The sequence below is a fragment of the Paenibacillus sp. FSL H7-0331 genome (assembly GCF_001956045.1).
In genome coordinates this window covers 1-26,126 of record NZ_MRTH01000019.1, presented here as the reverse complement: position 1 = coordinate 26,126, position 26,126 = coordinate 1, and the positions used below count along the sequence as shown (strand labels likewise).

Below are 26,126 nucleotides of genomic sequence, written 5' to 3'. Positions count from 1 at the left end.
TTACGCCTTTTCCCTGTATGGAGGTGCAGCATGCGGAAAAATCCAAATGATAACAGCCTACCGCCCAGTCATCCGTCCGCTCCACAGACAGATCCTGCTTCTGCATCAGAATCCCTGAACTCCAATGCCATTTCTTCGCGATTAGAAGACAATTTGAGGCGCATCGAAGATTATTTTGCCAATTGCAAGGATTTGAAGATTTCCCCTTGGGGTTATGGTCCAAAGCTGGAGCAAACGGCATTTTCTGTTTATTTCGAAACGCTGATCAAGCCCGATCATAAGAATTATCTTAAGCAGACATTGCAAAATCTCGTTGCCCACGAGATCGGTCCCGCTACGACGATTACGGTCGACATTTTGATTGATTTTTTTGAGAACGATGGAGTCTCCTCCTCCTCAGCTGAACTGATGGAAGATATGGATCAAGCCGTCAAAAGAATTCTGGATGGAGAAGTCGTTATCTTTTTTAATGGATGGAATAAAGCGATTGGTTATGTTGCCCTTGATGTTGAACAGCGTCAGGCTTCTGAACCGATTACAGAGCCTGCTGTACAAGGCCCCCACGTAAGCTTCATTGAGAGTCTTGACCGTAATATCGGCGTCATTCGCAGCTTGCTTAAATCGCCAAAGCTTAAATTCGAGTTTTTTACAGCAGGTCAGCAGAGCCAGCGAAAGGTATCGTACGGTTATTTGGATGGAACTGTGAATCCTGATACGTTAAGCGATTTCAAGCATCGTATGGCCAAAATCGATAAGGAAGAAATTCTCGAAGTTTCCTATCTCGAAGAGTGGATCGGGGATTCCCGCTATTCCCCTTTTCCGCAGGTTCGATATACGGAACGTCCAGATACTGCCATTACGGCTCTGCTGGATGGCAAGATCATCGCTATGGTGAATGGAAGCCCCTCTATATTAATCTGTCCGGGTAATTTCGTGGAGTTCTTTATGACAAGTGAAGATTATTATTATCGAACAATTTTTTCTTCTTTAATTCGATTGATTCGAGTAGCGGCTTTTATTATCGCGCTGATGCTTCCGAGTACCTACATTGCTTTGTCCACCTTCCATTCTGAGCTCATTCCGACCGTTCTGCTTCTTGCGATATTGAACACACGGGAGGGAATTCCGTTTCCGGCTGTGATTGAGGCGCTCATTATGGAATTTTTCTTTGAACTGCTGAGGGAAGCAGGTATTCGATTGCCTCGACCGATCGGCTCTGCCGTAAGCATCGTTGGAGCGCTGGTCATCGGGCAAGCAGCCATACAATCACAGATCTCATCCCCGGTTATGGTGATTGTCGTCGCATTAACGGGCATTGCTTCCTTTGCGCTCCCTCAATACAATATGGCAATCGCGATCCGAATATTGCGGTTTCCGTTAATGATTATCGCAGCAACGTTCGGAGGACTCGGTATCATGGTCAGCTTCATACTGATTTACCTTCACTTGGCAACATTGACTTCTTTGGGACAGCCGTACCTTTCGTCAATAGCTCCGCTGGACATCAACAGACTGAGGGATGCCATTATCGTTTTACCGCAACGGGTACTGCTTCATTCGCCGCGTAATCGACACTTGCACAAAAAGGCCTCAGAAGGGAAGAAGGTGCCGTGAAGCCGTTTTATTCCATTCTCGTTTCCTTAGTTATCCTTGGGTTGACCGCTGGATGCTGGGATAATAATGAATTGGACGAATACGGATATGTCCAAGCGGTGGCCATTGATCGGACCAAGGATGATCTCATCCAGTTAACGACCCTTTTCTACAATCCTTCAACTAAGATGGAAACGAGCGCAAGTGCGAAACCTGCAGAGAAGGGCATCAATATCCAAACGAGCGGTGAAACGATCTTCGAAGCCATTCGGGACATCACGAAGAAGTTCGGACGCAAGCCCAAGTGGGATCATATGCGTGTTATTCTAATCGGAGAACAGTTGGCCAAAACCCAAAACATACGGGAAGTTCTTGATTTTTTCTCCAGAGACCAAGAACCTCGCGGCACGGTCCTCCCCTTGATTGCAGAAGGATCAGCCGGAGATTTTTTGAAAATTCAACCCTTTATTGAGCAGACTATTGGCCAACAATACAAAAAGATGGAAACCAGCGGTTCCCTTTATTCCGCCAAAACCTCCAGCATCCCGTTGTATGACTTGGCGATTCAATTGAAAAGTCCCTCTAAAACCTCCGCCATCCCTTACATTCATAAAAACGGCTCGCAAAATAAAGCGGAGGTATCTGGAGTCGCGTTTATCAAAGACGGCAAGCTGGTTCACATCCTTGAGGAGACGGATACGGAAGCGTTCATGATGCTGACAGACAAATACATGAGTGGGATACTGGAATTTCCTTGTATCAACAGCGCCAAAGATCAAGTTCAAAACAAAGAATCGTTTGAAGTTCTCTCTTTCAACAGCAAAGTAACGCCTATAGTAGAAGATGATGTCGTGTCGATAGGGGTAAATATTCGAATCGAAGGAACGGTTGGAGAGCTGCGATGCTCCCTTTTAAAAACGAAAGAAGACGTAGAACGTTTCGAGCATACAATCACAGACATGGTCAAAAAACAACTTCAGCATGCGATCTCGATTTTCAAGCGACAGGAGTTGGACGCCATCGGAATCGGAAATCAAATTTACAGGAAAAATCCCAAGCTCTGGAAACACCTTGAGCCGACATGGAATAAGCGACTTGCCCAAAGTCAATTCCAGATCGATGTGGATGTCGAAGTACTGAGTACTGGCATGAATGTAGGAACCCCGTTTGGAACAAAGGAGAAGTAGCCATGATTGGTAAATTAGTCTGCTTCTTGTTACTGGCTGCCGCTATGCTTGTCTGCGACATACCAAAGTTCAGAGGAGCCTGCCCCCGCGATCGGCTTGTCTATGGGGCGATGCTGGCGCCTCTTCTTTATCTCGGTTTTCTATTTGTTACCACCAAGTCGTGGCCTAATCTTGACACCATCTTCAATCTATTAAATGGCCCGGCCAAGCAAATCGTCCAATGGCTTGATCCTGCAAAGTCTTCATAATGCACTAACCTGGAATCGGGAGGAACCTATGAATAAGCAAGAACGTGTTAGCTCTGTCCAGATGACCATGCTATTCCTCTTCTTTATGACAGGCTCTTCCATCGTCATCATCCCTGCGCCCCTGACGAACGTTGCCGGCAATGGAGCATGGATTTCTCTTCTGATCGCTTTGGCAATGGGAATGATCCTGTTAGCAGGCGTTCTTTATTTATATCGTCAATTTCCGAATAAATCACTTATTGAATACAGTCGCATTACGCTGGGGAACGTATTAACCACGGTGCTGCTCATTCCACTTACCTGCGTGATGTTCTGGCATGTAGCTGGCATCGTGATTGAGATTGGAACCTTTTTTAAAAGCACGATGTTAAAAGAGACGCCTACCTATGCCGTAAACTCTCTACTATTCGTGACGATAGCTTTGACGGCGCTTGCTGGCATTGAGGTTATGGCCCGAATGGCCGCTGTCTTACTGGCTCTGATGTTTGGATTCATCGTCATCATCTGGGTGCTCGTCGGGAATTTGTTTCATCTGGAATACCTTCTTCCTGTCATGCCCGATGGGATCGGGCCCATTCTTAAAGCTGCATATATCGTTTATGGATTTCCCTATGCCGAGCTTGTGGTCTTTTCCATCATATTGCCTTACGTGCAGCAAGAGGATACATCTAAGGTCGGGAAGCACTTGTTTCTTGCGCTCATTGTTAATGCCATGACGTTGCTGACCTCGGTCATTTGCAGCATTATGGTACTGGGGCCTCTGTCAGGTGAACTCAAATATTCCTTATACCAGCTTGCACGGTTGATCTTTGTTCAGGAGATCATCGAAAGAATCGAATCGGTCATCGGATTCTCGCTTATTATCGGCTTTTACTTCAAAGCGTCCATCCTTCTGCTTATTCTTATGAGGGTTCTGTCGCAATGGCTCAGATTAAAAAACGAACGTTTCCTGGTCTTTCCCGTCGCTTTTATCTGCCTTCTGCTATCACTCACTACCTATACCAAAGAATCCGCGCTTGAAGAAATCGTGAATACAACATGGCCGTTGCTTAATAATATCGCTTATATTTTTCCGCTCCTTCTGATCTTCATCGTTACATTAATTCGACAACTCAGCAGACGAAACAAAAATCAAGATGTATGAATTAAAGTCAGTATTGGATATGTGTCCAATCACCGACGAACAGCATACTATACTTCAAACCAACATTTGAGGTGAGTATAGTGAGTAAAAAAGCCACAAAGAAAAACACGCCACCCTCTTCGATAGATAAATATAAATTTAATATGAAGGTAGTTACCTCCGATGTCTGCAGCCGATGCAAAAAATGTGAACGTGGTCGTCGTTACCTGGAGGAGATGTCCCAGCCTGGTGCGATTGGCAAAGGAGTTCCGTGTATACTAACCAGGGGAAGAGCCTACGTGTAAATGGAGTATGCCGACTATACTTTAAAACGGTCGATAGACAGCTGCAGCTGTCCCGCCACATCACTTAAATGCCGGATCGAGCCTGTCATATGTCCCATGGATGCAAGCTGCTCTTGTGTCGAGGCAAGAATATGCTGCGTGCCGTTCGCATTCGCTGCGGCAACCTCGGCAATCGCATGGATCGCCTGAGCAACGTGAACCGTGTCTGTTTCCATCTGGCCGGATACCTCGGTGACCTCAATCATTTCCTGATCGATCTCACCGATGGATTGAACGATGGAGTTGAACGACGCTCCCGCATGGTTCACGTCCTGCAACCCGGAATCGACAACCTTCGTACTTTCGTTCATGAGCATGGCCGCTTTCCGGGTTTCTTCCCGAATCGTTGCAATCAGCTCGACGATCGTTTCCGCCGATTGTGCCGATTGAATAGCCAAGCTGCGTACTTCCCCTGCGACGACTGCAAATCCTCTGCCCTGTTCACCTGCACGCGCTGATTCAATCCCGGCATTCAAAGCCAGCAGATTCGTTCTACGGGCTATATCGGTGATGAGCTCGATCGATTTCTCAATCTCCAAAGCCCTATCCTGAAGCCCACCAACGACTTCATTCATCGAAGTCATCACCTCGTGAGCCTCGGTCATCTGCTTCATGGCCGTTCTTATCGCATCATGACCCTGATAAGCCGCTTCCTTTGCATGGTCTACGGTCAAGGACATATGACTGGATTTGACGGCAATCCTCTCGGCATGTCGTGAGATCACATCGATGATGCGAGAGCTCTCTGCTACGCTTATATGCTGCTTCACCGACCCGGCTGCGACCTCCTGAACCGTGGTAGCAATTCGCTCTGACGCCTCCCCCGTTTCTGCAGCACTGGAATTTAACTGTACGGAATGCGTTGCGAATTGCTCCGCATGGGTACCCACCTGTTGAATAAGCTCACGAAGCTTATACACCATCTGATTGAATGATCCAGCGAGTTCTCCAAATTCACCCTTGGATCTGATCACAATTTGTCGGGTCAAATCGCCTTCTCCCTCCGCTATATCTTTCAATTGGCGGTTAACTACAGCCAAAGGTCGGGAAATACGAGCGGCCAATATCATCCCGAATGTTAGCGCAATCAGGATCGCGGCGGCGCTGGCAATGACAATCATTTGACGTGTCGACTCAACAAGCTGCGCATTCGTCCGATAAGCTTCATTCATCAATTGCTCCTGCTGGTCAACGATTGTTTTGGTCACATTTTTGATTTCCGAGCCGGTCGGAAGCACTTCCAGACTAATGAGCCTTTTCGCTTCTTTCGGGTCTGTTTTCAAGAGCGCTGCGACTTTATCCGCCTGAGTCTGCAGCTTCTTATTCAGTTCCGAAATTTCTTTCGCCGTTACCTTCCCTTCCTCCGACAAATTGTTTGACACTTTCCCCACCAGTTCGTTCAGATCTGCATTCGTCGATTGAAACCCTTGCAAGTACTGGCTCTCATTGACTACAAAATAAGCGTTAAGGAAATTCATTTGCTGAGCCGCGTCGAACTGAATAACATGTGAATCAAAGGCAGCACGTGCCTGTACCTCCACCAGTGCCGTATACGATTCATTGACCGTCTGTAAATACCGATAAGACATCCCTCCAATGACACCGAGCAAAAGCGGAGCGATCAGAAAACCGATGATGATTTGTTTACCAATGGACAATTTCAACTTGTAACCCCCCGTGTCCAAATTCGTACAAGAACGATTAGATTGTGCTTTACATATCTTATCGCAATGCATGTAAAGTTTGTGTTAAAAAAAGAAACGCCAAGCCTGAGTGGTTCCAGAGCTTGGCGTTTTCTTCTATTGGGCAATCAGTTCTTGACTACAATTTGTACAGAAGCTTCCTTAAGTATACTATCCAATTCCAGATCGGGAAGTCGATCGGAGATAATCCGATCTACAGCTTCAAGAGCCGCGAACGAGAACAAATCCTTCAACCCATACTTCGAATGATCCATGACAATATTCACTTCTGAAGCTTGCTCGATGACAAGCCGTTTAATTTCGGCTTCATGCATATTGGAGTTACTAAAGCCATGCTTGATCGATACTCCAGTGGTACCGATGAAGACACGGTCAAATGCCATTTGGGCAATGGAGCCTGCGGCAATAGGACCTACCAAAGTCGATGTTTTATCCAGAAGCATGCCTCCAACTACGATTGTAGAAATTTGCTTGGCCTGAAGCTCAGCGGCAATATTAAGGGCATTCGTGACGACGGTAATGCTCATTTCCGATTTCAAATATTTGGCAACTTGCAGCGTTGTTGAGCCGCCATCCAAAAATATCGAATCACCAGACTTAACAAGCTGAGCAGCTAGCTGGCCAATGCTCATTTTTTCATCCATCATGATACCCGTTCGATCCTGCAGTGCAATATCCTTGCCGATGAGAATGGCGCCTCCGAATGTACGCCTAAGCAGTCCCATGAACTCAAGCTTTTCCAGATCTCTGCGCAGCGTCATTTCGGTAACGTCAAACGTATCCTTCAACTCAGCAATTTTAACTTCGCCGTCCAGAGCCATTCGATCCAAAATTTGCTGCTGACGTTGGTTGATGATTGGACTATGCGTCATGGTGAACCCCCGTTACTTTTCTTCAATCCCTCTATTATCCACGGAACTTAGGTCAGGAGCAACCTTAAGCTATATTTCACTGTCTCACCGGGCTCCAGAAAGACAAGAGTTCCTTGCTCACGCGCTTTATGACGGCCTTCCACATGGCAGTTAGCAGGCTCTATGCCAAGCACATGGGTTCCAGCTCCTGGCATTTTCCATTGAACAAGCTTCGGTAAGGTGTCTGATGACCATTGAAGCGTAGCCTGTACCTTAGCATCCCCGTTATGAAAAGGGAAATGGTGATTGATAATTTGCACTTCCGGTTCGCCTTGCAATTCGTGATAATAGACTCGTTCTTGATAATTTGCATCCGGAGCGTGCCACTCCTTATAGCCATGAATCGAATTACCGTTTTCTCGCGCTTGCACATAGGTATCCTTGAAATGGATTTCTGTTTCTTCGCTTAACAATGGAAATCCGAAATTGAAATGGTAGAGGATCATATGCGGACAGCGCTGAAAGCCCATATTGCGTACTTCGTCCTGAATGAATATTTCGTTCTTCCCGAGACGACTGCTAATTTGGCGCGATAAGCGAAGACACCCTCCAAAGATCGAGGTTTCTTCCAGCTCGCCAGAAATGTTCATATCCATTTCGTCATCAGACCAGCTGCTTACAGCCGCGACCTGCTTTGCTATCGTATGGTGGATTCGACCATGCAAACCAAGGCTTTCCCCATCATCCTTACCAGATGAGCCTACTTGCATCAATCCGCAGGTCATAAGCAAACCACCGGATGCTGTTCGAAGCCAGCCATTGTCCGCAGCGTCATATAAAGCGGGATGAGCATCCCCATTGGGAGATTGCCAGCTAATCGGCACTCCATGGAATTCAGCTAGAGAGATGTCCAAGCCCTTGGATGGGGTTACATAATAGGTCAAGCCCGCTCCCGTTCGTACCTGAATCTGCTCAACACCCATTTCATTTCCCTCTATGCCTTTGAACCGTTTAATACCAGCGATTTGTTCAATTTTGCCTACACGTGCTTCGAGTTCGCGTCTCGACCAGCTTTTTCCGTATAGAATCATGGGGTGATATCCTCTTATTCATCTTCCGTAACGATTGGTATCCGTTCGATACGGGGGTCTGTAAAGATATCATACTCATCACGGCTAGTGCTGGAAAATTCGGAGACAATCGCACCCAAGTCGCCCGATTGAAACCAATGCTTAGTACCAGGAGCTATCGTATATTGTTCACCGGGAAGTAATTCGATCTCATGAAACACGGTGTAATAAGGCTCGCTTCCTGGCGGAATCGTCGACTGGATGTTTGCCGCAACTGCACCCTCGACATACAGGAATACTTTTCCTGAGCGGCAGCGAAAGGTTTCCATTTTGCCAGGATCATCGCCAACTGGTGGGTGTATATGCTCTGGGCACGTCTGGCGTGGGAACAATACTAATTCTTTAGCGCAGTAGCGGTCATTATTCACATAAGTAATGAGCTCCAAGCCTTGAATGTCAAGCTCGCCAAGTCCAAAACCCGCGACTTCAATATGCTCCTGCTCCTCTTTCGTTAATGCAATACCGCTAGACTTCAACATCGCGGCAGCACGCTCCTGCGCTTTACCAAACTCACTTCGTTTCATAGATGATCCCTGCCCTTCTCCACAGATTTGTGATGAGGTCCAACCCAAAGGTCATCCTCATTGTTGCTCCAATTATGCAAATTAAGCTTCATTTCACGCTTTGTCCAACCACTGCTGATTCGACTCCACAAAACGGATCCATCCGGAATTCCACTTGTAGCATCTGCCTGTTCAACATTACACGCACCGACACCGACAGCGGTATGTAGTGTATCATCTAAAGTTAAACCCCTCATCAGGCCATGTAAAAATCCTGCAATCGTACAATCGCCGGCACCTGTAGTCCCCACAACATCCACCTTATAACAAGAAGTTATCAACTCACTATTCGTCCAATTGACGAGATGTTCTTGAGCGGGTGAGCAGCGTCCCATAGTCAACAGCCGACTTTCATTGGACGTTGTTCGTACATACAAGCCATACTCGCCAAGCTTCAGCACTACGATAGCAGCACCCATCTCCAACAATTGCTCCGAAATTTCAGATAGAAGAGCTCCACTCGCAAAGGGTAAAAGATCCCCTGACAGAGATTCTTGCCGAAACTGTTCGTAATAATCAGGACGCAGCATATAAAGAATTTCCTCAAAGCTCGGCAGAAACACATCGACATAAGGAAGTGCTTTTGTAAATATAGCACGCCAATCGGCTTTACCCGCATCGGACTCAGGATCAGGCTTAGCCAAATCAAGCGATACGGTCAACCCGCTATCCTTGACCTTCTTGAGCAATAAGGCCAATTCAGCACCATCATTTTCATACATCCTGCGCATTAAAGGAGGGTAGCCAAAATGAAACAAGCGTGCACTCTGGAGTTGTTCAGAAGTTAGGTCTGAAGCTGAATACGTATCGTTAGCTCCTGTTGAGTGCAGGAAGGTCCGGTCTATGTGTGGAGGGCTAATCACGATAGAATAAGAGCTATGCTCGTCAGGTGATACAATCATACCATCGACTAATGTCGAACTATGCTGTCTCAGTAGGTTTAGAATAGCATCACCGAACTGATCTTTACCGATTTTGCCCATTAATTTCACCTTGCTGCCCAGCCGATGAAGCGCAATTCCCGTATTGGAGACAGCACCTCCTGTTGAAATGACGGCAGGACCTATATCCACCAGTTTACCAGGAACCAGCAAAGCCTCCATTCCAGCCTGCTTCTCGTAGATAGTCGGTATGATATCCAGACAGATGTGCCCCGCGACGATCACTTCTGCTTCGTTGCCACTCAAAGCTAATCCCTCCAGTCAATCGATATCGTTTGCCCTGTCCGGTTTGATTCCAATGCAGCTGTAAAAATCTTATGGCTGTCTGCTGCCTCTTCTGGAGTTGCACAGTAGAAAGGCTGCTGTGTATCCTTTCCATGCGCCAGCTCGTCACAAAAAGCTGCCCACATTTGGAGAATTGAATCCGAGAAGCCGAACTCAAAGATACCTCCGGTTATTGTGCCATACGCTGATTTATAGGGAGCATCTACTACATGCCATGCTTGAGCACCACCTGGTGTATACGGTAAGGAAGCTACCTGCTTAGGATTTTTCGTTGTAAATTCTGCAGAGAAATCCGTACCTGTTATCCGGATAAACCACGTATTCGCATGACCCGGGGCAATCCGCTTGGTGGAGAGAATCATAGGAAACTGTTGGTTTTCAAGCTCCACCTCACAAGCAAGGATGGCATTGTCCCACGTCTCGCAGGGCACCATGTTTCCTTTACCGTCCGGTCGCTCCGGTATGATTTTGGACAATAAGGCACTTACAGACTTCGGCTTCCAGCCATAACGCATCGGTAGGTGTAGGACATGCATGCCTAAATCCCCCATACATCCATATTCGCCATTGGTGGCGATTCGCCTTTTCCAGTTAATCACTTTTGTTGGGTCGAGATCGCTGGAATGCCAGAAGCCTGCTTCGACTTCAATAATTTTACCGAATTTATTGTCTTGGACCCACTGAAAGATTTGTTGAGCTCCCGGGTAAAAAGGAAATTCAGAGGAGCAGCGAACGATGACCTCAGGATGATTAATAATGGCTTCTAAAATAAGTCGGTTTGCTTGCTGATCAATACCAAACGGCTTTTCTCCCAATAAATGCTTGCCTGACTCGATAATATCGATATAAATTGTCGCATGAAGCTGATGGGGAACCGCGCAATAAATGGCATCTACAGAAGGATTGGCGAGAAGCTCCTTATAGTCGGTGTATGCGGCTTCCACACTTGAAATGTTATCCTGAAACCACTCCGTCGCCACAGAATTCGCATCGCATACAGCCACAATCCTTGGTTCAAAATCAACATTAGTAAGATGACACCAACGGGCTGCCGCGCTGGCAAATTCTTTCCCCATTAAACCGCAGCCAATAACCCCAAAGCGAATGATTTTTTTCGACATTTACAATGATCTCCTTCTCAATGTTATTGAGTTAATAAAGCCTGGGCCTGCTCTGCGGAGGCTCCGTGGTGGACAATCGACATCAGGGCTTTGGTCATACCCGCTGGATTCGGATGCTGAATGACATTGCGGCCATATACAATTCCTGAAGCGCCTTGCTTCATCAATTCTACGGTACGGTTCATAATTTCCTCATCGCTGGCTCTTCCTCCGCCACGAACAAGTACTGGAATCCCGGAAGCAACTTCAATGACACGGTGATATTCTTCTACACGTTCACAAGGGTCAGCTTTAATCACATCCGCGCCTAATTCAACAGCTTGGCGAACAAGCGGCATAATTTTGTGAATATCACCATCTACCATATAACCGCCCTCAGCTTGACTCGCCATAACCAAAGGCTCTACCATCAGGGGCATACCGTATTTCTCACATTCTGTTTTTAGTAAAGAAACATTTTTAGTGCATTGATAGTGCAGCTCTGGCTGATTAGGCAGCAGTAAAAGATTTACACACACCGACACCGCATCCATTCGAACAGCATGCTCGATGGCCTTATCGATAAGCTCACTAAACAAGAAACGCGGCAGCACGCTTCCATAAATATTAGCCACATCTGTACGAAGCACGAGCCCAGGCTTCTGGCTGCCAGGGATCGATTGGAGATGTCCAGCCTGCCCAATGCTAAGTTGAATACAATTGGGACCTGCTTCCACAATCGTTGCGATCGCTTGCTTCATATTCTCAATTCCAGCCAAAAATCCAAACTCGTTAAAAAAACCGTGATCAACAGCCACATCAAAGCATTTTCCTTGCGCACTGAACATACGATTTAATCTTGGTTTTAGTTGTAGCGACAATTAAATCCACTCCCTTAAAATCATAGTTTAAAATTTTTTAAGTTCGATTATAACTTAAAATGTTTATTTATAACATTATAATACGTCATTTTATAACATTCGTCTACAGAAAAAAAATCACCCAGAATGAATCAGGGTGATCTATTAGTAACACTATCAATTAATGCCCGTACATTATTCGAATTCCAGGCAAATCGATGCAACCGAATAGGCTGGTACTTCGAATGTAACCGTCTTGCCACTAGCCTGAATCGAACCATCGTTGGTTACCTTGCGTTCGTTCATATCTACGTAATAAGCTTCTGATACGGCTTGGAACAGCTGCAGCGTTGCTGTCGTTCGCTGCCCCTCTGTTTCGTGAACACGGATGATCCACCGTTTATCCGTATCTTGCTCCGGCATTTTCACAGCGGCTACAACCACCTTGCCTTCCGTCAGCTTCAAAAAACTTCCGTCAAGCGGCCGAGTACCTGTATGCGGAGTACCCGACAATACGTTGAACGGATGATTGAAACGGTATGCGTTTTCGATCAGTTCTTGATCGCAGGCTGATTCCACAACGCATACCCCAATGCTGATACGGTGATGATTGCCAAACTCCGGATACGGGTCAGGAGCATAAGAGCTGCGGATTAGTGAAACCGACAACGCATTGTCCGTCCCGCGAAACCCGTATTTGTTGTTCGTCACAAGCATGACAGATGGTTTGCCCGCATCTTGCACGCCGAGCGCCCAGCTATTACCCGGGACGTCCATGTCAAGCGGCTTGCGCAGAATCGTACCAAACGGCACATCATATTTATAAGTCGCGCTTTCGTAGGCAAGCGGCCAATGGAAGTTCAACTGTGGAATGCTTATGCCCGACTTGCCGATTTCGTGCCAATCGCACTCTACTTGAAAATCGAGACGCGGATTATTCCGGTCGAGCGATACGATGACTTTCAAATTGGAAGCGCCGCATTCGAGCTCGTATTGCAAAGATTGTCGTATGCTGCCATCCGAGATCATTTTTAATTTCACATTACTATGCGCATTCTCGATCTTCATATAGCGACCAATATACCAAGCACTCATCCCTTTTCCGGTATCCTCCTGAATCAGACGGAACAAGCCAGCGGGACGGGATGCATCTATCATTTGTGTACCCGTTTTTTTCTGGATCATCGATATGACCGTTGCATCGACGGGATGAAAGGTGACCCGCAGTACGTCGTTTTCAAGCACATACTCATTCTCTCGTTCCACCCTCGGATCAGTTGGCAGAAAAGGATTCACCGATCCTTCACCCTCCGAAATGGTGTATGTGCTATAACCGCATGCCGAGGCTTTGGCATATACGAGCAGCCGCATGTAATGATGTCCCCAATATGGGTTAAAACCTTCATCGATCACTTGATGTGCAGTATCTCTGCCTTCGCTGTCCCTGACAATCAGTGTTTTAATTCGGCTATTCCAATCCCAAAGTACGAATTCAGCAGTCTCCTCGCGGTCGTATACAGAGGGATTGAAGAAATGAACGATTCGCGTATTACCGCGGCCGCGTTCGACTTGCGTAATTTTGAACTCGCGGGTGCCATAACCGACACCTGCACCTTCGGACACCGTGAGCTTGTCTTCAGGTCCGCTCCATTGTGACGTATCGATCGTGGCGGCAATACTTTCAAGCGCAAGCTTACGGTTCGTGCTCGCGATCGCCATCGTATTTTGAAACAGACCGAGCGCATGCTCTCTGGTTTCGATGACACCGGAGCCGGGAAGAATATCATGAAACTGGTTGAACAGCACATTTCTCCAAGCTTCCTCATACGCCGCTCCCGGATATGCGGACCCCGTTGCAATCGCCGCCACCGAGCTGAACGTTTCAGCTTCGTTTAACGTCGCTTCTCCGATCCGATTTGCTGTCTTGATCCTTGTCTGTGATGTATAACAGCCAGTAAAGACGAAGTTGATTTCACCGGTCACGACAGGCAGCTTATCGGCAATCGGTTCGACGAGCTTATAATACTCACTGAAGGTGCCAAAGCGGATTTGAGGATAAATCGGCCAGTCGTTCATATCCATGATACGTTCCAAATCGCGTCTCGTCGGGCCGCCGCCGTGATCGCCAACACCGTAAACGTTCAAATAGGTTTTCAAGCCGGTTTGGCGGCAAATTTCCGGGACATACGATCCTAGAATGGGCTGTACGCTATCGTTATACCACGTCGGCTCACGATAAACGATAACCGACTTACCGGAAGGCGCTTGCCAGCGATATACAATGTGTCCGTCATTACCACGGCAGTGGTAGTAAAACTTAACGCCGCCGTTCGCCAATATTTCGGGCACGTTGACGCTGTGCCCGAAAGTGTCCGGCTCAAAATCGAGATTTAGACTGTCCGGGTCTATATCGAATAGCTGCGATAAATATCGTTTTGTATAAAGCAAATGCCGGGCCAGGCTTTCACCGTTCGGCATGTTTTTGTCTGCTTCCACCCAGTGCGACGCGGTCACTTCCCAGCGCCCTTCCTTAACACGCTCTTTGATCTCCTCCAACATATCCGGTGCGTACTGCTCGACGATTCGATAAATGGACGCCTGTGATTGAGAAAATGTAAAATCGGGGTACTCGTTCAGCAAATTCAGCATCGTTCGGAACGTATCGATGGTAACAGAAACCGTTTCATCCCATGGCCACATCCAATTCATGTCGATATGGGCGTGTGCAGCGCAGATGATATCGTAACTTTTCGCTACAGCAGCAAGCTCGCTCAGCATGCTCTCAACGTGCTGTGCTGTATGCTTGCCAATGACGCCTTCTTCGGCGATTTGGTCTTCTACATAGGACAGCGCTGCTTCAATCGGTTCGTCATACTTGCGTCCTTCCACTTTAGAAACTTCATGAGCAAAAACCAGCTGCGACAATAACCGTTCTCCCCAATAACCTGGTTTTGAGCTTATTTTTTCTTCCCAATAGCTTTTTGGCGCATTTCCAAGGAGCTTCCTGAGCCGGGCGTCGATCGATTTCATGTAATTCCCTCCATTGTTATGATCCATAAATACCAAACATACAAATATACATATATTACAACTTAAATATAAATCTAACAAATATACTTGTAAAGATTTATTTTTTAACCTCATACATTAGATATACTCGCTATTCACTGCTAAAAATACAACAAAATAAATTTGTATATTGGTATTATTTTTGATAGGATGTGTATGTATATTTTGGACAGAGGAGGCCCTACATTATGATACGTGAAGCGAAACGCGCTCCGCTGTACTCGCAAATCAGAGACTACATCCTTGAACATATTCATCAAAATAAATGGCAGGCAAATGATCGGTTACCCACGGAAGCGGAGCTGGCCAAACAGTTCGGAGTCAGCCGGTTCACCGTCAAAAACGCACTGTCCGATTTGGTTAAGGAAGGGCTGATTTACCGTATTCAGGGTAAAGGCTCTTTCATTTCGCAGGCTGTAGCTGATCAGGATAACCTCTCGATGCCTCAGGAACGCGCGGTGGGAGCAGTAGGTGCATTCAGGCCCATTGTCTTTTTGACCCCCAGTATTCAAAGCTCTTTGTCTGCAAATATTTTGGCTGGAGCTGAAGAGTTGCTGTCCGAGCATGGATATCCCATCATGTTCCGTTCAACACGGAATGATCAGGAGAAAGAGCGGCAATTACTGCAGGAATGCTCCAGGATGGGAGCCAGAGGCTTCATGATTATACCGGTTGACGGTGAATCCTATAGCGAAGATATTTTGCGACTGACATTGAATAAATTTCCGGTTGTCGTCATAGACCGTTACTTGCGAGGGGTCGACACGAATTGCGTCTGTTCGGACAATGTAGGCGGTGCATATGACGCGACGTCTCACCTTATTGATCTCGGTCATTCCAACCTCGCGTTCGTCGCCCTGCACAATCGGTCAACTACGAGTCTGGAAGACCGTTTGACAGGTTTTGAAAAAGCGCTGACCCAGCATCACATTCCGATTGACCATCACCGCTGTCTGATCGAGTTGTTTAGCGAACATCCACCGAAGGCTGAACAAGGCGACACCTTCGTTGAACATAAATCTCTCGTTCGGTCTTTTTTGGAACGGAATCCCGATGTGACCGCCGTGTTCGCGGCGACGAACAGCAGCGGAATTGCAGTGCTCGAAGCGGCAGAGGAGCTTGGGATCAGGGTACCTGAACAGCTGTCCGTCATATTTTTCGACGATTACGAGCATTCTACGCTCTCTCGTATCCCGCCCAGCTGCGTCATCCAGCAGGATAAAGAAATCGGCGCAGCCGCTGCACAGCTGCTCATGTCTGTCATTGAAAATCCGCTGCTGGAGCGTAAGCAATTGACGCTGCCGACTCAATTGGTACTGCGGAATTCTACCGCCGGGGTAAGGCCATCATAAGTATCACACGATTAAAGCCTGATTTGTCAGCAGGACCTGCTACATGAAAAAGCCACAATGCGAATTATCGCATTGTGGCTTTTTGGAGATTCGTAAGGCACATACAGGAGACAAAACTCTCTCCATTACAAGTGATGTTTAACTGGCACTTTTCAAAGCTTCTGCAGGCACTTTAATCTCAGCTACTTTATTATGATTGGAAAAGGTATTGTCCATTTTCATATCCATGGAAATTTTTTGTCCTTGTTGGTCCATATCCATGGTCATTTCGACATTCATACTCATTGGGATATACTCATCCTTTTTGATGGCATACGTCATCTTCATACTCTTAATATTCATCTGCTCCATCATCGCATTCATTTGCGGATTATTGCTGCCTGAGCTGTTCATCAGCTTCTTAGCCAGCTCTTTAACGTTATCGCCGGATATCGTCGCGCTCATCACATAATTGCCTCCATCCTCTGTAACCTTGGTATCTTTGGTTATAGAGTTGAATTGCTCCAGCTGCTTATCCGGGCTTGCCTGATTTTTAATCGTTGCCATTAATTGATCCTTGGTGTTGTCAGGCAATTTAGTCCAGGTTCCCTGCGACTGCATGTATATTCCCTCTTGTGTGATGTATTGCTTAATGTCTTGAGTTTGACCATTGCCTGGCATCGCCATTTTGATTTCCTGATACATGGCAATCGGCTCTTGAATCACATCTGTTTTCATAGTCATATTTACTTTCTGATCTTGCTTCTTGCCGTCCACGGTAACGGAAATATTCTGATCCATCTTCGTATCCATGGAATAGCTTTTCAGCTTTTGACTGGCCTCCGATGTTTTTTTGATCAGTTCTTCGACTGTTGGCATCCCTTTAGTTGTTTCAACCTTACTTGTTGCCGTTGGTTGATTCATGCCAGCCGCTGGCTGACTGGCCCCTGCAGGAGCAACTTCACCTTTTTGCCCACACGCAGTGATGCTCAGCAGCAGCGGAACGGTTAATAACATTGATGTCCATTTTCTCAAAATAGTTCCCTCCCAAAATTTCTCTATGTAATAAGCTCCTTATGTATTTACCCCTATTAAATAAAACTAAACGGTAAATCATTCCAGCATGGAATTTAATTCACGAACAATGCAAATAGACCCTGGAGCAGGGTCTTAGGATCTTTAAGCATTAGCTGTTTCGTTTAGTATACGCATGTTAGTCGTTGTCGATCTGTATTTACAAGCTTTTATCTGTGAATCGTATTAGTGCACGTATCGCATTAAAGTGCATGCCCTCGTGATAAAGTGTATAGTTTAAGAATTCACCTATTGTACTTAAAGTTAAACCACTGCCTGTTGTTAATGGTTCTTTCACTTGCTCGCCAAAGCGATTGGACAAGGTCGCCTGAATCCGTTTCGGTTGCTCTGCAAGTATTTCAAGTAGTATGTCTAGTTTTGGAGGCTCCTCGTTCCAATCGGCTGGTTTGGTACCTTTTGCAAATAATCGACCATAATTGTCAGGCAATTGCACAGGTTCACCAGCGTAATGAAAGGCAAATCTCTCTTGAACCAAGTAAATATGTCCCAGATTCCATCTCACATTGTTATTAAACCCTTCTGGAATGAAATCCAGAGCTTTTTCTGATATTCCCTCCACAGCATCGATTGTAAGACGGCGTACAAATTCAAGTTGATTGAACACTATTTGTTCCATAGGATCCCCCAATCTTTAACCATAATACCAACAGTTTACCACATAACAAAGGTGAAGAGGGAAATCGTCCGTATTCAGGTACCACAATAGGTTCGGTAAGGTCGGTTTGATGGCTCAGGCAGTGTAGAGTAATCCGCCTGTTCAGGAGAGTGCGCGTAAGGGCTGGAAAGCACATCCAGAAGTCGCTCCATCACACTGTAGTCTCCTTGTTGCTCGGCAGCTTCCAAAGCTTCCTCGACCCGATGGTTGCGTGGAATTATCGCAGGATTGCTGTTTCTCATTAACTGATGCGAGGAAGCTTGTGATTCCTGCTGCCTGCTGAGTCTCGCCTGCCACAGCTCATGCCATTGAGCAAAATCTTCTGTGCCAAACAAAACCGTGTCCTCATGATGATCCATGGTTAATGCACGGAACGTATTCGTATAATCAGCATTGTATTTCTGCATCATAACCAATAGATCCTCAATCAGAGATGCATCCTCTGGCTCTTCGTTAAACATTCCGAGCTTGGCCCTCATTCCCTTCAGCCAATTACGGTGATACAGCTCGCCAAAATTTGAAATCGCATCCTCGGCTAATTTGACAGCCTGTTCCTCGTTTACGTGCAGCAGCGGCAACAGGCATTCAGCTAATCTGGCAAGATTCCATGCAGCAATATGCGGCTGATTACCATAGGCATAACGGCTATTACTGTCAATGGAACTGAATACAGTGGCTGGATCATAGGCATCCATGAAGGCGCAAGGACCATAATCAATGGTTTCTCCGCTAATGGCCATGTTGTCGGTGTTCATCACCCCGTGAATAAAGCCCACAAGCTGCCAATTGGCAATCAGCACAGCCTGACGCTTGATCACTTCCTGAAGTAGGCTCAAATAACGGTTCTCAGCAGCGTCAACTTCTGGAAAATGCCTTTGTAAGGTATAATCAGCCAAAGCCCGTAGATCCTCGTCATTCCCCCATCTTGCAGCGTATTGAAAGGTTCCGACTCGCAGATGACTGGCAGCCACGCGGGTCAGAATTGCGCCAGGAAAACCGATTTCGCGGTTTATGGTCTCGCCCGTTGTCACCACTGCAAGGCTGCGGGTGGTAGCAATACCAAGGGCATGCATGGCTTCGCTGATGATGTATTCGCGCAGCATCGGTCCAAGCGCCGCTCGACCATCGCCTCCCCGGGAGTATGGTGTACGGCCTGATCCCTTAAGCTGAATATCCAACCGCTCACCTGATGGTGTAATCTGTTCGCCAAGCAGCACAGCTCGGCCATCCCCTAACATGTTAAAATACCCGAACTGATGCCCTGCATACGCTTGAGCAAGAGGCAAAGCTCCATCTGGGATCTGGTTGCCAGCAAGCACTGCTACACCTTCATTGCTTTGCAGCGCTTGGACATTCAACCCCATAGATGTGGCCAACGGATTATTAAGAATGATCAGCTTTGGTGAGCGTGCAGGTGTTGGGTTGATTCTGGTATGCAATGAATTCGGCAGACGAGCGTAGCTGTTGTCGAAATTCCACCCAGTTTCTTTTTCTGGTATTGCTTTATGTTCTGTCATTGTATCTCCTTATAATTTCCATATTTTTAGATTTTCAGTTTTGTTTTGCACGAAATATAAAATGACCTTACGTTATTCTGTCCGTTAAATCCTGAGCCGCGATAATTTGAAGAAACTTAACCCATCTAATCTACCCATATTGTAGCATTATATGAAATACACGCAAAATAATTTATGATGATGGGAATCAGCATCACAAACGGACTTTCCATCCCTAAATGAAACAGAAAAAAAGGCCCCCTGTACGGTGAGAACCTCTTACCTCCGATATTTTTAAGCTTCATCAGTCTATCGGCCTTAACTCATATAAGTCCTGTACATTGCATCCGACTGAGTTGGCTATGGAGATTGCCGTTTTTAGTGGCATCACTCTTTGGTTATCTATATAATCTAAAATGCGTTCAGGTTTGTAACGAAGCTGCCGCGAGAGTTCCTCTAATGTCATATCTAATTCGTTCAAGCGATCCTGTAGCAAACAACGTCCCAACTCAAACTTCATCATACACCTCCTCAAAGGTACACTGTGTATATCAGATATCTTTGCCATTACAGCATATTTCAATTCGCTCCATTCGTGTTACCGAACGCTCGTCCATATCCACCTGTGCACAGTTTCACTTTCGTTCTTATTTCTTACCTACAAGAATTTCCCCTGCCTCCAGCTTTGTTAGCCTTTCCAGATTGAGTGTTTGAAATTTTCCATTATCCAGCTTACGAATAGCTTCAATTTGTGTAGTTGTGGCTGGTTGATCGCGAATAAGAGCATACAGATTATCATAGGCAATCATTGTGGCAATCTTTTTGTCTCCGAGCTCGTCAATCAGACGGTACATGCCTTCGATCGCTTGTTCCTCACTTTTCAAACCGAACCCCGAGTCTGTACTCAGCACAAAGCGGTCAGGGAACTCTTTCATAATGGGTATAAAATCTTTAAGCTTATTGGAGCTTTCTGGATTAAACGCTGTGAACCCTGCGAAGAAATCAGCGTACACATTAGGATATGTTTTCAAAAGCTCACGGATGTTTCCCGGAGAATTAAAGGCATTTGCATGCGCGAAAATAAAAGTCGTGTTCGGATAGGACGCTAATGCGTCTTTGAATTTCTCAATTACAAATCCGTTGGGAGGGTCGATATGAAGCAAGACGGGGGCTTTGTACTGGGCACACAGTTCATAAATTTGTGGCAAGAAGCCGTCCATCGAATCTTTCGTTTTCCAAGCAACCCTGGACAATACCGGTGAATTGGTGGACGCGGCTGCAATTTCCCCGATTCCGAAATATCCTTTTTCCAGCATCGTGCGAGCGGCATCCACCCCTGAAGATTCAAGCAAGTTGATTCCGGAGAAAAAGGGAATGATGACTTCCGGGCGATCGCGGTAGGCTTCCCATGCAATCTCATCCGTTTTTACTGCCGAGGGCTCAGAGACGTCACCGAATAAAACGATTCGATCGACCGCGGTCGTTTCCCACATATTTTTCATTCTGATATATTTATAATCGCTGGCATCATGATTATGAGCATCGATCAAAGGAATATCCCCATATGCTTTAATCAACTCTATTAAATTTTTATTCGCTGTTTGTGGAGCCGTATTTTCGGTTGTGACAGGCTTGGGTTCTGTTATAGGAATGATTTCCTGCGTTGCTGTAGTATCACTCAAAAAAAGCACCTTACCTAAAAGCGCGGCACCGATACATGCAAAAAATAGGATGAGTAACAAATAAGAGATCTTTTTTTTCGACCGCATTCTATTCCTCCATTCTTTGGCAATATGAAAATTACATTTATTACCTTTACTTTAAAATTAATAAATACTTTTGTAAAGAAGTATTGTTGGTCACAAACTATGTATTCACTACAGCACAAAAAAAGCTATTCTTTTTGTACATAAAAGATAGCTTTTTTCGTTTGAGATATTCAGTTTATTAAAATGATTAGTCCAGGCAATATGTACTGTTATTCGCCGTAAGTCTTCGGATCCAGACGAAATGCAAGACCCTCCCAGTTGAAGTCACCGCACTCTCCTTTGAGTTGGTTTTCTTGAGCAACTTTTCGATAGAGCTGAAGCGCAGCTCTGTCGTCCAACAAGGAGGTGTCCTGGCCAATGTGTTCAGACAGAAGTTGATGGCGTAACGCACGCACCACTTTCGGATCCCATATGGCAGCGTTCATCTCCGTATGACCAAAGAGCGAATTCGAGTGAAGATTGCAGGACCCAATTGTCGCCCATGCATCGTCCACCAGCATGATTTTGGCGTGTACATAGATATTGCTGCGCCCACCCTGACCATTGGGCCCGGCAATTCCGACAAGCGTGAAATTTTCATAGTCACCAAGTGCTTCTATGTGAGCAAAGAAACCTTTGTGGTCCCGGTTCCTGCGGGCTGCGCGTACATATTCCTCGGGTTCGGCTGGAACGAGGACAACAACATCTACACCACGCTTAAGAGCTTCCTCAAGACTGGCAGCTATCTCTGGAATCGGGAGTGCCTGATTCTCAATATAGATCGAACTGCGTGCAGCGTAGATTGCCTGATTGTACTGATCGAAGATAGTTCGCTCCCCTGCGGCGATATCGTAGGAAAGCCCTCCTGGAGTCGGGTGACTATCGTTGTAACGGCCCGCATGGACATTGCGCTGGATCTGTACGAGGCTGTCGCCTCGGGGATCCGTAACGTGCATCGGAAAGGACAGTTCATCGTCGCCGTTGTGACCCCACACGCCGTCTTCCAGCATTCTCTCGCTGGCCTCGTTCCATCTTTGGACGAAATTGTGGTGCACATCGGTCGCAGATGGTCCCATCACTTCGACGTAGACATCGTGACGATGACCTTCTCCCACGTGGCCGGGCTCGAAGGCTTTGAAAGTTGGATTAATTCCACCAACAAATGCTGTCTCGGACGGTTGGCCTGCATCTATCAGCCAAATTTTTTGGTGTTGGCAGTAGGCGGCGTGAGCACGGTCCCAACGGGCGCGGAAGCGCGAATGACGCTCATCAAGCATGTCACGGTCAGCAGGCGATCCCGCAAATGCTTGGCCATACCCACTGCTCTCCGGATTAGGGCGCCAAAAAATGATCCGAACGTCCAACCCGCGTGCGACCGCCCGATCAAGCACATCGAACAGCGTGCCACGTCCGTCCGGCATCTGGTAATCCGGCGCCGCGAAGGTGATCGTGAGCCAGACACTGTGCCTTGCGGTCTCAATTGCCTCGCAAATCCGTCTGAAGGTAGGGGCGCTATCCACAAGAGGGCGAACCACATTACCGTGCCGTACGGGATAGGTGACTGATATGATGCAAGCTATTTGCGGCTCGGAATCAGCTGTCGTTGAGACTTGGGGTTGGATCATAATATTACAGACTCCTCCTTTTAACTTCATACAGCTGATTTTCCATATCAAGCATAATCAACTTCGGTCAGCTTTTTGAATTTCCCCAAGTCTCACTAAATATCAGATCATTCAGGCCCCTCCGTTTTTCCCAATTGGCTGTCTCCAAAATCGGTTTCTCTGGATAATGGTCTGTATATCCTACCGACAGCAATGCTACCGGGTCAATATGAGGTGGTATTCTCAAGATATCTCGAACATCATTTTTTTTATAGAAACTTACCCAGCCCATAGCCAAGCCTTCTGCACAAGCCGCTAACCACATGTTTTGTATCGCACAAGCAACGGACATAATATCTGTCTCGGGTATCGAATTTCTTCCTAGAACATGAGAGCCACCCCGAGTTGGGTCACAAGTCACGCAAATCGTATAAGGAGCCTGCTTGATCCCCTCGATCTTTAGACTTAGAAACTCGTCTTGCCGTGTCTCTTCATAATGAATTGCTAATGCCCTTCTCTCTTTATCTGCTGCCCAAGCCAAACGCTCTTTGACTTGATCAGTAGAAACTAGGATAAAATTCCATGGTTGCATAAACCCTACTGAAGGTCCATGATGTGCGGCATCCAGCAATTTCATTATGGTTTCTTCCGAAACAGGATCCGGTAAAAATGTCCGTACATCCCTTCTCATATAAATGCACTTGTACAAGGCTTCCTTTTCTTGTTCAGTAAACATCCTTTTACCCCCGTTCTTTTCTTATGTTGCATGGAAGTAAAATAACAGCATTAATGTAAAAAGTAAAGAAACACTCCAGGCAACCTTCAATTGTTTGATTACGATCAGATTTCCCTTCATCCCTACCCTAAAAATAGTGGTTCAGTCTAGTACAACCTTTGTACAGCCGCATAAAGTATATAAAAAAGGAGCTGAGTAGGATATGGAACATTTTAATTACACAAAAATCACTGCAAACTGCTTGGAATTGGCCCTTAAAGACTTAACGGAAGCCTTATATTTATATGAGCAGGAACAATACTTACTTTCTGAAAAAAGAATATTCGAGGCCATTTATAACGCTTCATCTGTACTGCATTTAATTGCCCTAGAAAGAAATGAAATCGCTTCGAATGATTAATCGTCAACAATTCATGGAAGCTTAACATGGTGAAGCACGCCTTGCAACTTCTCTGGAGGCTTCTGCTTCATTTCTTGTGTCAAGAAACCACGATTACAGTTTGATACATAATGACATACCGACATTCCGTAAATTTGAAACCATTCCCTGTATATTCTATACTAAGACTAATCTATAATTATACTAACTAAATAGTTATACTTGAATGGACAACAAATTTGGAGGTATGGCCCTAATGAAAAAAAAGATTTCTATGATCGCCGCTGCTACTCTAGCCTTATCGATTATGGCTTCCACAGCAATGGCTGACACTTTAAAAACTACAGCCGATTACAAGGATCTGACGAATGTGGATAGTGCACTAAAATCCAAAATTGACGCGCTTCTGGCCAAGCAAGTATTCGAAGGCGTATCCAGCGACAGCTTTGGTATCACCCAAAATATGACCAGAGCCCAATTTGCCAAAGTCGCTTCACTGATCTTCGAACTGCAAATAGATTTGACTAACCAAACCTCCAGCTTCGCTGATGTTCGTTCCAGTGACGCTGCCAATGGTTGGGCTATTCCCTACATTGAAGCTGCTAAAAAAGCAGGTCTCATTGATGGCATGACAGACACCACCTTTGCCCCAGGCGAGAATGTAACCATTGGACAATTAGATACTGTTCTTGTCAAAGGTCTGGGCAAGACCGTCAATACGTCATCATCTCCATGGTACACGGATGCTGTCAAACAAGCCACTTCATTAAGCATTCATCCTGCCGATAAAGTTGGCAGCGCAGTAGCGACACGTTCTGATCTGGTTGTCGGAGCCTATGGGTCTTCTGAGGCATTCAACGCGGCCAAGACTCCTACACAGGGTCAAGGTCAGGGTCAAAATCAGTCACAAGGTCCAGCCATCCTCTCATCCAAAGCATCCGGCGACCAATCGATTGTCGTTACTCTGGATCAGCCAGTCGATACAGACCTTGCACTGTGGTCGATTAACAAGGAAGGTGCAGAGCTGTCCAAGACCGTAAGCTGGTCACTTGATAAAAAAACAGCAACTCTAAAATTGTCTAATACCGTTTTGAGCCCCGGCTCTTATATTATAACGTTAAGTGGTGACGGCCTATCATCCATTCGGACCGTATCCAGTACACTTGCAATCGGTTCGTCAACAGCATCAGGTACGTTGAACTACGAGATTACAGGCTCATATGATTTGAGTAATGTTATTGACAGCGGAATAACGCAGGCAGCAACAGGCTTGTCCGGGTATACAACAAAAGCCGATGCAGAAAACCCTGTGTCCAGTAAATTTGCCAAAAAAATTACGATGAATGCAACCAATTCATCCGGTGAACAAATAGCAATACCCGGCATTATTCAATCAATCACTTCATCCGATCCTTCCATAGTCAAGGCAGCCGTTTCATCCGATCATAAAGGATATATTCTTGGTAACAAAGCGGGTACAGCTACGGTAAACATCATTTACTCAACCCAGAACGGAGAAAATAAACAAACAGCCGTTTCCGTTCAGGTCAAAACTGATGCCGTGGCAGGACAAAAAATTGAAGCCAGAAAATCCTCCTATACCCATACTGCAACGGTAACCGGAGGAGTCTATTATGGTCTGTTTAACGCTTATGATAAAATGGATTTGAAGATTACCGACAATTATGGCATTGAGTACGAGCAGAGTGAAGCTCAAAACTATAACTTTGCACTTAACACATTTTTCAATCCGGAGGATATTGTCGGAAATCCGAGCAATGGAAGTGTGGGTACAGTCACAGTTGATACGGCTGGAAATGTGCTTGTTACCGGCAATGTAACCCGTTTTACTTTGGTAGCTATCCTGCCTAACGGGAATAGAGCCTACACGGATGTGACTGTTCGCAGTAACCAGTAACTAAAGGACTCGATCAAGCTTGTCTACCAGAATAGAAGCGTTTATTGTTGATCTCAATTCCTGTTCTCTGAACCGCACGTCAGACTGTCTAACAATTACTCATAAACCTTTGTTGTTGGCATGGAAATAAATGGTCTTTGTCGAATCTATATAAAAGGAGATGAGCG

General features: G+C 46.0%; 23 protein-coding genes. 8 read left to right on the top strand and 15 right to left on the bottom strand.

What is annotated here, in order from left to right; genetic code table 11:
• The first annotated feature begins 30 nt into the window (after positions 1–30).
• The 5 genes from BK127_RS24875 to BK127_RS45730 all read left to right on the top strand — a co-directional run bounded on the left by BK127_RS24875 (position 31) and on the right by BK127_RS45730 (position 4,456).
• Entirely contained in the window at positions 31–1,614 is a 1,584-nt protein-coding gene (locus BK127_RS24875) for a spore germination protein (protein WP_083689559.1), read from the top strand.
• Positions 1,611–2,780 carry a Ger(x)C family spore germination protein gene (locus BK127_RS24870; protein WP_076234231.1) on the top strand — a complete coding sequence of 390 codons (1,170 nt, stop codon included), beginning with the start codon at positions 1,611–1,613 and terminating at the stop codon, positions 2,778–2,780. The genes BK127_RS24875 and BK127_RS24870 overlap by 4 nt, the downstream gene beginning before the upstream one ends.
• Positions 2,781–2,782: 2 nt before the next feature.
• Positions 2,783–3,028 (top strand): hypothetical protein, encoded by a 246-nt coding sequence (locus BK127_RS24865; RefSeq protein WP_076234230.1) that lies wholly within the window; start codon positions 2,783–2,785, stop codon positions 3,026–3,028.
• Between the two features lie 28 nt (positions 3,029–3,056).
• Complete coding sequence (locus BK127_RS24860) at positions 3,057–4,172, top strand: GerAB/ArcD/ProY family transporter (protein WP_076234229.1); 1,116 nt, start codon at positions 3,057–3,059, stop codon at positions 4,170–4,172.
• Between the two features lie 80 nt (positions 4,173–4,252).
• Positions 4,253–4,456, top strand: coding sequence for a hypothetical protein (locus tag BK127_RS45730; protein WP_076234228.1), 204 nt, complete (start codon positions 4,253–4,255; stop codon positions 4,454–4,456).
• 14 nt (positions 4,457–4,470) lie between these two features.
• Here BK127_RS45730 and BK127_RS24850 read toward each other — a convergent pair whose 3' ends face one another.
• The 8 genes from BK127_RS24850 to BK127_RS24815 all read right to left on the bottom strand — a co-directional run bounded on the left by BK127_RS24850 (position 4,471) and on the right by BK127_RS24815 (position 14,958).
• Positions 4,471–6,159: a methyl-accepting chemotaxis protein gene (locus BK127_RS24850; protein WP_076234227.1), complete on the bottom strand. Its 1,689-nt coding sequence runs from the start codon at positions 6,157–6,159 to the stop codon at positions 4,471–4,473.
• Positions 6,160–6,305: 146 nt separating this feature from the next.
• Positions 6,306–7,070, bottom strand: a complete 765-nt coding sequence (locus BK127_RS24845) for a DeoR/GlpR family DNA-binding transcription regulator (protein WP_076234226.1) — start codon at positions 7,068–7,070, stop codon at positions 6,306–6,308.
• 47 nt (positions 7,071–7,117) lie between these two features.
• Entirely contained in the window at positions 7,118–8,140 is a 1,023-nt protein-coding gene (locus tag BK127_RS24840; protein WP_076234225.1) for a DUF4432 family protein, read from the bottom strand.
• Positions 8,141–8,154: 14 nt separating this feature from the next.
• Positions 8,155–8,703, bottom strand: a complete 549-nt coding sequence (locus BK127_RS24835; protein ID WP_076234224.1) for a D-lyxose/D-mannose family sugar isomerase — start codon at positions 8,701–8,703, stop codon at positions 8,155–8,157.
• Positions 8,700–9,929, bottom strand: a complete 1,230-nt coding sequence (locus BK127_RS24830) for a carbohydrate kinase family protein (RefSeq protein ID WP_076234223.1) — start codon at positions 9,927–9,929, stop codon at positions 8,700–8,702. The genes BK127_RS24835 and BK127_RS24830 overlap by 4 nt, the downstream gene beginning before the upstream one ends.
• A 2-nt stretch (positions 9,930–9,931) precedes the next feature.
• Positions 9,932–11,089 (bottom strand): Gfo/Idh/MocA family protein, encoded by a 1,158-nt coding sequence (locus BK127_RS24825; protein WP_076234222.1) that lies wholly within the window; start codon positions 11,087–11,089, stop codon positions 9,932–9,934.
• A gap of 23 nt (positions 11,090–11,112) precedes the next feature.
• On the bottom strand, positions 11,113–11,949 hold the full coding sequence (locus BK127_RS24820; protein ID WP_256711435.1) for a class I fructose-bisphosphate aldolase: 837 nt from the start codon (positions 11,947–11,949) through the stop codon (positions 11,113–11,115).
• A 174-nt stretch (positions 11,950–12,123) separates the two neighbouring features.
• A complete protein-coding gene (locus tag BK127_RS24815; protein ID WP_076234220.1) occupies positions 12,124–14,958 on the bottom strand; it encodes an alpha-mannosidase in 2,835 nt (944 codons plus the stop codon).
• 227 nt (positions 14,959–15,185) lie between these two features.
• Between BK127_RS24815 and BK127_RS24810 the strand changes: the two genes are divergently transcribed.
• Positions 15,186–16,349 carry a GntR family transcriptional regulator gene (locus BK127_RS24810; RefSeq protein WP_076234219.1) on the top strand — a complete coding sequence of 388 codons (1,164 nt, stop codon included), beginning with the start codon at positions 15,186–15,188 and terminating at the stop codon, positions 16,347–16,349.
• A 138-nt stretch (positions 16,350–16,487) separates the two neighbouring features.
• Here BK127_RS24810 and BK127_RS24805 read toward each other — a convergent pair whose 3' ends face one another.
• The 7 genes from BK127_RS24805 to bluB all read right to left on the bottom strand — a co-directional run bounded on the left by BK127_RS24805 (position 16,488) and on the right by bluB (position 23,662).
• Entirely contained in the window at positions 16,488–17,363 is an 876-nt protein-coding gene (locus tag BK127_RS24805) for a DUF6612 family protein (RefSeq protein WP_076234218.1), read from the bottom strand.
• Between the two features lie 199 nt (positions 17,364–17,562).
• Positions 17,563–18,039 (bottom strand): DinB family protein, encoded by a 477-nt coding sequence (locus BK127_RS24800; protein WP_076234217.1) that lies wholly within the window; start codon positions 18,037–18,039, stop codon positions 17,563–17,565.
• A 74-nt stretch (positions 18,040–18,113) separates the two neighbouring features.
• The gene (locus BK127_RS24795; protein WP_179097590.1) at positions 18,114–19,595 is read right to left on the bottom strand and encodes a protein adenylyltransferase SelO; all 1,482 of its coding nucleotides are present in this window, start codon (positions 19,593–19,595) and stop codon (positions 18,114–18,116) included.
• Between the two features lie 283 nt (positions 19,596–19,878).
• The gene (locus BK127_RS24790) at positions 19,879–20,094 is read right to left on the bottom strand and encodes a helix-turn-helix domain-containing protein (protein ID WP_076234216.1); all 216 of its coding nucleotides are present in this window, start codon (positions 20,092–20,094) and stop codon (positions 19,879–19,881) included.
• 127 nt (positions 20,095–20,221) lie between these two features.
• Positions 20,222–21,343 (bottom strand): amidohydrolase family protein, encoded by a 1,122-nt coding sequence (locus BK127_RS24785; RefSeq protein WP_076234215.1) that lies wholly within the window; start codon positions 21,341–21,343, stop codon positions 20,222–20,224.
• A 209-nt stretch (positions 21,344–21,552) separates the two neighbouring features.
• Entirely contained in the window at positions 21,553–22,947 is a 1,395-nt protein-coding gene (locus tag BK127_RS24780) for a phospholipase D-like domain-containing protein (protein ID WP_076234214.1), read from the bottom strand.
• Between the two features lie 67 nt (positions 22,948–23,014).
• On the bottom strand, positions 23,015–23,662 hold the full coding sequence (gene bluB, locus BK127_RS24775; protein ID WP_076234213.1) for a 5,6-dimethylbenzimidazole synthase: 648 nt from the start codon (positions 23,660–23,662) through the stop codon (positions 23,015–23,017).
• A 202-nt stretch (positions 23,663–23,864) separates the two neighbouring features.
• On the opposite strand from bluB, the gene BK127_RS24770 reads away from it, so the two are divergent.
• Together BK127_RS24770 and BK127_RS24765 are read left to right on the top strand one after the other, a co-directional pair.
• A complete protein-coding gene (locus BK127_RS24770; RefSeq protein ID WP_076234212.1) occupies positions 23,865–24,062 on the top strand; it encodes a hypothetical protein in 198 nt (65 codons plus the stop codon).
• A 235-nt stretch (positions 24,063–24,297) separates the two neighbouring features.
• Complete coding sequence (locus BK127_RS24765; protein WP_076234211.1) at positions 24,298–25,959, top strand: S-layer homology domain-containing protein; 1,662 nt, start codon at positions 24,298–24,300, stop codon at positions 25,957–25,959.
• The last annotated feature ends 167 nt before the right edge of the window (positions 25,960–26,126 follow it).